Source organism: Massilia sp. ST3, assembly GCF_018119405.1.
Lineage (GTDB): Bacteria > Pseudomonadota > Gammaproteobacteria > Burkholderiales > Burkholderiaceae_D > Telluria.
The window spans coordinates 1-8,182 of record NZ_JAGPWC010000123.1; the positions used below are offsets into that span (position 1 = coordinate 1).

Genomic DNA, 8,182 nt, shown 5'->3' on the forward strand with positions numbered 1-8,182 from the left:
CCGCTGTAGGGTGGACGGGTTCCCCGTCCACGCGTCCAACGCACGCATTACCTCCGACCCCGGTATCGCCCCACGGTACCCCGCGTAGCGCAGGCCGTATCCCTTGCGCAAGGCGCTGGCCGCCCCACATTCCCGATGGCACACTGGCGACTCGATCATCATGAGAGGAGTCTCCAATGAACAAAGGCTTGCGCCTGACCGAGAAATGGCTGCAGCGCGCCCTGTGGCTGGTGGCCTTCGTGTTCGCCGGTTTCCTGATCGGCCTGGGCAGCCTGGTGGTCGGGAACCTGTGGGACGTCGAAGACCCGCTCACCGTCGAGCAGTTCATGGACCCGGCCCAGCTGGGCGCGGCGCGCGCCGAGCTGGCCCAGGCCAGCGCCAGGCAGGAGGCGGCCCGCGAGCGGTTTGAGCAGGCCTCGCAAAAGCACACGGTCGCCCAATCCAACACGCGCACCTCGCGCGCCACCTTCGACAACTGGCTGGCCACGCGCCAGGCCACGGCGCGCCCCGACCAGGATCCCGAGCTGGTGGCCCGTACCCGGGCCCTCGACGCCCTCGAGCTCGATGAGCGCAAGGCGCTGGGGGCGGTGGAACAGGAGCAGCAGGCCATGCTCGACGCCACCCAGGCCGCCGAGCGCGCGCAGATGCGCCTGGCGCGGCTCGAGGAGCCGGCCAGGCAGGCGTTCTACGAGGCGTCCAGGGCCAAGGAGTTGCGCGTCTTCCTGTACCGCCTGGCGCTGACCCTGCCGCTGCTGCTGGTCGCCGCCTGGCTGTTCAAGCACAAGCGCAAGAGCCCCGACTGGCCCTTCGCCTGGGGCTTCATCCTGTTCGCGCTGTTCGCCTTCTTCGTGGAGCTGGTGCCCTACCTGCCCAGCTATGGCGGCTACGTGCGCTACCTGGTCGGCATCGTCATTACCTTCGTGGTGGGGCGCTACGCGATCCGCTGGCTGCAGGACTACCTGGCGCGCCAGAAGGCGGCCGAGGCGCTGCCCGACACCGAGCGGCGCCAGACCATGCGCTACGACCTGGCGCTGGCGCGCCTGGCCAAGAGCGTGTGCCCGGGCTGCGAGCGCCCGGTCGACATGAAGGACAGCAGTATCGACTTCTGCCCGCACTGCGGCATCGGCCTGTTCGACCGCTGCGGCTGCTGCAGCACGCGCAAGAACGCGTTTGCGCGCTTCTGCTTCTCGTGCGGGACGGCGGCCAATACCACCCTGGCCGACTAGCATCCTCAGTCGCGCAGGTCGGCAGGCACCTTTCCGCCGTTGGCCGCCAGCTTGTTCATGACCTGGCGGTGCAGCCAGATGTTCATGGTGGCGGAATCGCTGGTGTCGCCGGAATAGTTCAGCTCGGCCGCCAGCTCCTTGCGCGCGGCCAGGCTGCTGTCCAGGCCGAGCAGCTTGAGCAGATCGACGATGGAGGTGCGCCAGTTCAGCTGCTGGCCGGCCGACTTCTGCATGTCGTTCAGGATCTGCTCGACGTCGACCTGCTGCATCGGCGCCGCGGCCGGCGCCGCCTGGGCTTGCGGCTGCGCCTGCGGGGCGGCCGGAGCGGCTGGCGCCGGCGCCGCCGGTTTCTGCGCCGGAGCTGCAGGGGCGGTCGCCTTCGGCGCCGAACCCGGGAAGATCTTGTGGAAGATATTACTCAGAATGCCCATGATGTCCTCGCTGTTGTTGTTGATTGGATAGGCCAGTCGCTGCACTGCTCACCGTTCACTGCCGGCGCATGCCTTGCGCCATGTGGCCGAGCGCGATCGCCAGCGCCGCGCCGCCGATGGCCTTGACCAGGGTCGGGTTCTCGGCATAGAAGTCGCCCATGCGGTCGACGATGCCCGGATTCTGCTGTTCCGCCTTCTCCGCCAGGTCGCGCACCTGTTCGGGCGAGACTTGCGAGGCCTGTTCCGGCGTCACCTGGGTCGGCGTGCGGCCGCCGAACAGGTTGCCGAGCCCGCCGTTGCCGAGCTGGGCCAGTACGGTCGGGCCGAGGGTGGCCAGGATCTGGTTCAGCATGCCGGCGCGCTGGTTGGGATTGCCTTGCCCGAACAGCTGGCTCACCATTTGCGGAAAGGGCGGGGTCTGGTCCGAGCGCAGCGCGCCGGCCACGCCCTGGGCCACCTGCTCGCGCGGGGCGCTTTGGGCCACGCGGTCGAAATCGTCCTCGGGATTTCCCTGGTTCGCATTGGCCGCGCCGCCGAGGTATTGCTGTAACAGGTTTCCTAGATCAAAAGCCATGTCGTTCTCCTGCCGTTGCGGGGATGAAGGTCGAGCGTAGGCGTCTTGACATGCTTTTCTCTGTTCGTTAACGAACGGTGACGCCGCAAAGTCCGTGCTTTTTTGCCATATGGACATTCGCGATGGGGAATCGTAAGCTGTCGCCATGCCTTATCTTCCCCTGATCCTGTTCGCCGGGTTCTACCTGTTCGCCACCGTCGCCTGGGCCTTGCCGCCGCTGGTGGGCGCGGCCTACCTGGTGACCAGCCTGACCTGTTTCGTCGCCTATGCACTCGACAAGTCGGCCGCGCGCACGAAAGCCTGGCGCACGCCCGAGCTCACCCTGCTGGCGCTGGGGCTGGCAGGCGGCTGGCCGGGAGGGCTGCTGGCCCAGCAATGGCTGCGCCACAAGACGGCCAAGGCCTCGTTCCAGTGGAAATTCCAGCTGACGGTGGCGCTGAACCTGGCCCTGTTCGTGTGGCTGTCGCGGCAGTTCGGCGAGTCTCGAGTCTGATCATCCAAGTCTGATTCATATCAAGGAGCGGCGCATGTGGCCTTACCCCCGGATCCTGGCCCACCGCGGCGGCGGCACCCTGGCGCCGGAGAACACCTATGCCGGCCTGCGCCGCGGCATGGAGCACGGCTTCCGGGCGATCGAGTTCGACATCATGCTGGCGCGCGACGGCGTGCCGGTGGTCATGCACGACGCCGCCCTGGGCCGCACCGTGAACGGCAGCGGGAACGTGTTCGACTACGACGCCCGCGAGCTGGCCGCCATGGATGCGGGAAGCTGGTTCGGGCGCGGCTTCCGCGGCGAGCCGGTGCCGCTCTTCGTCGAGTTCGCGCAGTGCTGCAAGGCGCACGGCGTGTGGATGAACATGGAGATCAAGCCCGCGCCCGGCTTCGAGCGCGCCACCGGCGCGGCGGTGGCGCGCATCGCGGCGGCCATGTATGCCGGCGAGCTGGAGCAGGGCGGGGCGGCGCTGGCCCGGGTGCCGCTGCTGTCCTCGTTCAGCCATGCTGCGCTGGAGGCGGCCATGGAGGCCGCGCCGGCCGTGCCGCGCGCTTGCCTGATGGAGCGCCTGGCGCCGGGCTGGGAGAGCGTTGCGCGCTCGGTCGAAGCCGTCGCGATCCACGCCAGCCACCGTCACCTCACGCCGGAACAGGCGCAGGCGGTGAAGGCGGCCGGCTTCGGCCTGTTCTGCTACACGGTCAACGATCCCGTGCGCGCCCGCGAGCTGCTGGCATGGGGCGTGGACGCCTTCTGCACCGACCGCATCGACCTGATCCCGGCCGATTTTGCCCTCGCGCACAAATAAACCTTTCCGGCGCTCAAGAATTTTGACAGGTTGTCGTTAAATACAGACAACCACCCCTTGGGTATGGCAACAATGTCATTGTCAATCAATACCAATCCGCTTTCCCTGAACGCGCAGCGTAATTTCGACGCGCACGTGAAGGACCAGGCCAAGCTGATCTCGCGCCTGACCACCGGCGTGCGCATCGGCGGGGCCGCCGACGACCCGGCCGGGCAAGCCATCGCCGCGCGCATGGCCTCGGGGCAGCGCGGCATCAGCCAGGCCATCCGCAGCATCAACGACGCGACCTCGATGCTGCAGGTCGCCGACAGCGCCATGGCGAGCGTGACCGACAGCCTGCAGCGCCTGCGCGAGCTGGCGGTGGCGGCGGGCAATGGCAGCTATTCCGACGGCGACAAGGCCGCCCTGCAGAAGGAGGCGGTGCAGCTGCTCAACCACATTACCCAGGTCGGCACGGACACCAAGTTCAATGGCGAGGCCGTGTTCGCCCAGGACAAGACCAGCATCGGCGGCGACGAGCGCAAGCGGGTGGTGATCGACGGCCTGAAGTCCGGCTGGCTGAGCTCGGCCGAGGACATGGTCAAGCAGTACTACGGCCTGCAGGCGGACGGCGCCAAGATGATCGTCAACCTCGACACGACCGACGGCGCGTCCAACGTGCTGGCCTCGGTCTCGGGCGCCTACTCGGGCGGCAAGTTCACCAACATCCACCTCAACATCGACATGGCCGATTTCGGCACGGCCACGACGCCCGATGGCGGCGGCGCGCCGTTCTACAGCGACCGCGTCGTCGCCCACGAGATGGCGCACGCCATCATGTCGCGCACCATGAACTTCCAGTCGCTGCCCCAGTGGTTCATCGAGGGCACGGCGGAACTGATCCAGGGCGCGGACGAGCGCCTGGCCGGCGCCGTGGGCGGCGGGTCGGGGGCGCTGGTGGCCGCGATCTCCGGCGGCACCTTCAGCTACGAGGGCGCCTACGCCGCCAGCCGCTACCTGCACGACCGCATGAAGGACCTGGGCGTGGAGGGCGGCATCAAGGGCGTGATGCAGCACCTGACTACCCACCAGTCGGACAACCTCGACCAGGCGCTGAACGCGGTCAGCGGCGGCGTGTACGCCACCGCCGCCGCCTTCATGGCCGACTTCGGGGCGAATGGCGAAAACTTCATCGACACCAAGATGAACCTGGCCAATGCCGACACCGGAGCGATCGGCGGCCTGGACGCCGACGGCGGCGCCTCGCGCGACGGCAGGGCGGTGGTGGCCGACACCGGCACCAACAATGCCAGCGACGGCCTGGCGGGCTTCGATGTCGAGTATCCCGAGCTGGGCGGCGCCACCGGCGTGCGCCGGGTGCAGGTCCAGGCCGGCGACGGGGCGGGGGACCTGATCGACATCGAGTTCTCGGCCATGAACGCGGCCGCCCTGGGCCTGGCCGACCTCGACATGGACCGCTCGTCGGTGGCGCTGCTGCACATCGACCAGGCGCTGGAGTTCGTCAACCAGCGGCGGGTGGTGGCGGGGGCGTCCAGCAACCGGCTCGACCTGGCCGCGAATGCCCTGCACACCAATTCCCAGAACCTGTCCGCGGCGCGCGAGCGCATCGAGGGCGTCGACTACGCCACCAGCACGGCGGGGCTGACGCGCAGCCAGATCCTGCAGCAGGCGGCGTCGGCGATGCTGGCGCAGGCGAATAGCCAGCCGAGGGCGGTTTTGTCCTTGTTGCGGTAAACGCAATCGTTTCAGCTGTTCGGGCAAACTTGGGTCCGCCGCCCGCCACCAGCCCGTCCAGTCCCTCCTGAACGTCAATATCGCTGGACTAATATTCCCCCAAGCAGCTAGGCTATAATCCTTTCTTTATACAGAATGCTGCCTTCTTCCGCCCCCACGACATGAAATCCTCCGAAATCCGCGAAAAGTTTCTCAAGTTCTTTGAGTCCAAAGGCCACACCATCGTCCGCTCCAGCCCGCTGGTGCCGGGCAACGACCCGACCATGCTGTTGACCAACAGCGGGATGGTGCAGTTCAAGGATGTGTTCCTGGGCCTGGATACCCGTCCGTACAAGCGCGCCACCACGGTGCAGCGTTGCGTGCGCGCGGGCGGCAAGCACAATGACCTGGAAAACGTCGGCTACACCGCGCGCCACCACACCTTCTTCGAAATGCTGGGCAACTTCAGCTTCGGCGACTACTTCAAGCGCGACGCCATCAATTTCGCCTGGGAGCTGCTGACCAAGGTTTACCTGCTCCCGGCCGAGAAGCTGACCGTGACCGTCTATTTCGAGGACGACGAGGCCTACGACATCTGGGCCAACGAGATCGGCGTGCCGAAAGAGCGCATCATCCGCATCGGCGACAACAAGGGCGCCCGCTACGCATCGGACAACTTCTGGCAGATGGCCGATACCGGCCCCTGCGGCCCGTGCACCGAGATCTTCTATGACCACGGCGCCGACATCTGGGGCGGCCCCCCCGGCTCGGCCGAGGAAGACGGCGACCGCTTCATCGAAGTCTGGAACCTGGTTTTCATGCAGTTCAACCGCGACGAATCGGGCACCCTGACCCCGCTGCCGAAGCCCTCGATCGACACCGGCATGGGCATGGAGCGCCTGGCCGCCGTGCTGCAGCACGTGCACAGCAACTACGAGATCGACCTGTTCCAGGCACTGATCAAGGCCGCCGCCCGCGAAACCGGCGCGGCCGACCTGAACAACAACTCGCTCAAGGTCATCGCCGACCACATCCGCGCTGCCTCCTTCCTGATCGTCGACGGCATCATCCCGAGCAGCGAAGGCCACGGCTACGTCCTGCGCCGCATCATCCGCCGCGCGCTGCGCCATGGCCACAAGCTGGGCCAGACCAAGCCCTTCTTCCACAAGCTGGTGGCCGACCTGGACATCGAGATGGGCGAGGCCTATCCGGAACTGCGCGAGGCGAAAGATCGCGTGGCCCAGGTGCTCAAGGCCGAGGAAGAGCGTTTCGGCGAGACCCTGGAAAACGGCATGAAGATCCTGGAAGCCCAGCTGGCCAAGGATCCGAAGAACCTGGACGGCGCCACCGCCTTTACCCTGTACGACACCTACGGCTTCCCGCTGGACCTGACCGCGGACATCTGCCGCGAGCGCAACGTGACCCTGGACGAGGCGGGCTTCACGGCCGCCATGGAGCAGCAGAAGCAGACGGCGCGCGCGGCCGGCAAGTTCAAGATGGCCGCCAATGTCGAGTACGCGGGCGAGAAGACCAAGTTCGTCGGCTATGAATCGCTGACCCACAATACCCACGTGCTGGCGCTGTACAGCGAAGGCGTGGCGGTGCAGGAACTGAAGGCCGGCCAGCCGGGCATCGTGGTGCTCGACACTACCCCGTTCTACGCCGAATCGGGCGGCCAGGTGGGCGACCAGGGCGAGATCCGCGCCGCCGGCGGCCTGTTCCAGGTGGACGACACGCTGAAGATCCAGGCCGACGTGTTCGGCCACCACGGCGTGCTGCGCGAAGGCTCGCTGAAGGTCGGCGACACCGTCGACGCGCAAGTCGACACCGTCAAGCGCGCGCGCACCATCCGCAACCACTCGGCCACCCACCTGATGCACAAGGCCCTGCGCGAAGTGCTGGGCAGCCACGTGCAGCAGAAGGGCTCGCTGGTCGACGCCGACAAGACCCGCTTCGACTTCAGCCACCCGAGCGCGGTGACGGCCGAGGAAATCGCCAAGGTCGAAGCCATCGTCAACCGCGAGATCCTCGAGAACCACGCCACCCAGTCGCACCACATGTCCTTCGACGACGCCGTCAAGCACGGCGCGATGGCCCTGTTCGGCGAGAAGTACGGCGACACCGTGCGCGTGCTCGACATCGGCTCCTCGAAAGAGCTGTGCGGCGGCGTGCACGTGACCCGCACCGGGGACATCGGCCTGTTCAAGATCGTCTCGGAAGGCGGCGTGGCGGCGGGCATCCGCCGTATCGAAGCCGTGACGGGCGAGGGCGCGCTGGCGCTGGTGCAGTCCATCACCCGCAAGCTGAACGAAGCCGCGGGCGCGCTCAAGACCAGCGCCGACGAGCTGCCGAGCCGCATCGGCCAGGTACAGGACCAGGTCAAGGCGCTGGAGAAGGAAGTGGCGGCGCTCAAGTCGAAGCTGGCCGCCGGCCAGGGCGACGAGCTGGTGACCAAGGCGGTGGACGTGAACGGCATCAAGGTGCTGGCTGCGACCATGGAAGGCGCCGACGTCACCGCGCTGCGCGAGACCATGGACAAGCTGAAGGACAAGCTCAAGACCGCCGCCATCGTGCTGGCCAGCGTCCAGGAGGGCAAGGTGAGCCTGATCGCGGGCGTGACCAAGGACGCCACCGCCAAGGTCAAGGCCGGCGAGCTGGTGAACTTCGTCGCCCAGCAGGTGGGCGGCAAGGGCGGCGGCCGTCCGGACATGGCCCAGGCGGGCGGCACCGACCCGTCGGGCCTGCCGGCGGCGCTGGCCGGCGTCGCGGGCTGGGTGGGCGAGCGCGCATAAGCGCCGCCTGCGTTCAGCAAAGCCACTGTTACACCGTCGGGGCCCCCCCCCCCGGGGGGGCCCCCCCCCCCCCCCCCCCCGCCCCCCGGGCGGCGCGCCCCCCCCCCCCCCCCCCGCGGTGATAGCCGGCCGTGGATTCACCGAACCC

General features: G+C 67.7%; 7 protein-coding genes. 5 read left to right on the forward strand and 2 right to left on the reverse strand.

What is annotated here, in order from left to right:
- The first annotated feature begins 176 nt into the window (after positions 1-176).
- On the forward strand, positions 177-1,226 hold the full coding sequence (locus tag KBW98_RS23305; RefSeq protein WP_211522556.1) for a zinc ribbon domain-containing protein: 1,050 nt from the start codon (positions 177-179) through the stop codon (positions 1,224-1,226).
- Positions 1,227-1,231: 5 nt separating this feature from the next.
- Here the strand turns inward: KBW98_RS23305 and KBW98_RS23310 are convergent, their stop codons facing one another.
- Both KBW98_RS23310 and KBW98_RS23315 read right to left on the reverse strand, forming a co-directional pair.
- Positions 1,232-1,657 carry a DUF3597 domain-containing protein gene (locus KBW98_RS23310; protein WP_211522557.1) on the reverse strand — a complete coding sequence of 142 codons (426 nt, stop codon included), beginning with the start codon at positions 1,655-1,657 and terminating at the stop codon, positions 1,232-1,234.
- 55 nt (positions 1,658-1,712) lie between these two features.
- Complete coding sequence (locus tag KBW98_RS23315; protein ID WP_211522558.1) at positions 1,713-2,231, reverse strand: hypothetical protein; 519 nt, start codon at positions 2,229-2,231, stop codon at positions 1,713-1,715.
- A 145-nt stretch (positions 2,232-2,376) separates the two neighbouring features.
- On the opposite strand from KBW98_RS23315, the gene KBW98_RS23320 reads away from it, so the two are divergent.
- The 4 genes from KBW98_RS23320 to alaS all read left to right on the forward strand — a co-directional run bounded on the left by KBW98_RS23320 (position 2,377) and on the right by alaS (position 8,034).
- The gene (locus KBW98_RS23320) at positions 2,377-2,724 is read left to right on the forward strand and encodes a DUF1294 domain-containing protein (protein WP_211522559.1); all 348 of its coding nucleotides are present in this window, start codon (positions 2,377-2,379) and stop codon (positions 2,722-2,724) included.
- A 34-nt stretch (positions 2,725-2,758) separates the two neighbouring features.
- On the forward strand, positions 2,759-3,529 hold the full coding sequence (ugpQ, locus tag KBW98_RS23325; RefSeq protein WP_211522560.1) for a glycerophosphodiester phosphodiesterase: 771 nt from the start codon (positions 2,759-2,761) through the stop codon (positions 3,527-3,529).
- Between the two features lie 72 nt (positions 3,530-3,601).
- Positions 3,602-5,263, forward strand: coding sequence for a flagellinolysin (locus KBW98_RS23330; RefSeq protein WP_211522561.1), 1,662 nt, complete (start codon positions 3,602-3,604; stop codon positions 5,261-5,263).
- A 161-nt stretch (positions 5,264-5,424) separates the two neighbouring features.
- Entirely contained in the window at positions 5,425-8,034 is a 2,610-nt protein-coding gene (alaS, locus tag KBW98_RS23335) for an alanine--tRNA ligase (protein WP_211522562.1), read from the forward strand.
- Positions 8,035-8,182: the final 148 nt, after the last annotated feature.

Bases quoted from the DNA above. Each gene is read 5' to 3' on its own strand.
- ugpQ (WP_211522560.1), top strand. From the start codon at position 2,759: ATGTGGCCTTACCCCCGGATCCTGGCCCACCGCGGCGGCGGCACCCTG.
- KBW98_RS23305 (WP_211522556.1), top strand. From the start codon at position 177: ATGAACAAAGGCTTGCGCCTGACCGAGAAATGGCTGCAGCGCGCCCTG.
- KBW98_RS23310 (WP_211522557.1), bottom strand. From the start codon at position 1,657: ATGGGCATTCTGAGTAATATCTTCCACAAGATCTTCCCGGGTTCGGCG.
- alaS (WP_211522562.1), top strand. From the start codon at position 5,425: ATGAAATCCTCCGAAATCCGCGAAAAGTTTCTCAAGTTCTTTGAGTCC.
- KBW98_RS23330 (WP_211522561.1), top strand. From the start codon at position 3,602: ATGTCATTGTCAATCAATACCAATCCGCTTTCCCTGAACGCGCAGCGT.
- KBW98_RS23320 (WP_211522559.1), top strand. From the start codon at position 2,377: ATGCCTTATCTTCCCCTGATCCTGTTCGCCGGGTTCTACCTGTTCGCC.
- KBW98_RS23315 (WP_211522558.1), bottom strand. From the start codon at position 2,231: ATGGCTTTTGATCTAGGAAACCTGTTACAGCAATACCTCGGCGGCGCG.